At 63.4% G+C, this 544-nt stretch carries 1 protein-coding gene and 1 pseudogene; both read left to right on the top strand.

Annotation, left to right across the window (positions count from 1 at the left end; translation table 11 throughout):
• Positions 1-307: glycerol-3-phosphate dehydrogenase C-terminal domain-containing protein (locus tag AF337_RS24590; RefSeq protein ID WP_280138866.1), on the top strand; the 307-nt coding region annotated here is incomplete at its 5' end.
• Between the two features lie 11 nt (positions 308-318).
• Positions 319-544: pseudogene (locus AF337_RS24585) on the top strand (aminotransferase); the annotation flags it as partial.

The following is a 544-nucleotide window of genomic DNA, read 5'->3' as shown; positions in this document are numbered from 1 at the left end:
GAGCTTTGCCAACAGCCTGCGCGATATCTATCCCTGGATGCCGCGCAAGCTCGTGCATCACTACGGCCGTCTCTATGGCGCCCGCGCCAGGAATGTGGTTGCCGGCGCGACAGGCATGGAAGGGCTCGGGCGGCATTTCGGTGGACAGCTCTATGAGGCCGAGGCCCGCTATCTCGTCGCCACGGAATGGGCCGAAACGGCCGAGGACATCCTCTATCGCCGCACCAAACACTATCTCCATCTGAACGAAGCGGAGCGCGTGGCCTTTGGCGAGTGGTTTGCGTCAACCCGCCTTGCTGCCGCCTGAAGGATGCCGCCATGCCGCTGACCCTTTCGCTCAATACCAATCCGCTGGTGAACCGCTTCGCCGACCCAGATGATCTCATCGACACGGTTGCGCATGATTTGCGGATCCGCGACCTCCAACTGACCCACGAGTTCATCAATCCGAGCTGGCAGGCGCCGGTGATCCGCCGCCTGACGCGCACGATGAGCGCTGCGCTGACGCGAACCGGCGTACGGGTCACCTCGGGCATGACAGGCC

This window comes from Rhizobium ecuadorense (genome assembly GCF_001187535.1).
GTDB classification, from domain to species: domain Bacteria; phylum Pseudomonadota; class Alphaproteobacteria; order Rhizobiales; family Rhizobiaceae; genus Rhizobium; species Rhizobium ecuadorense.
The sequence above is the reverse complement of the archived record's forward strand: the minus strand, read 5'-3'. Positions and strand labels throughout refer to the sequence as shown.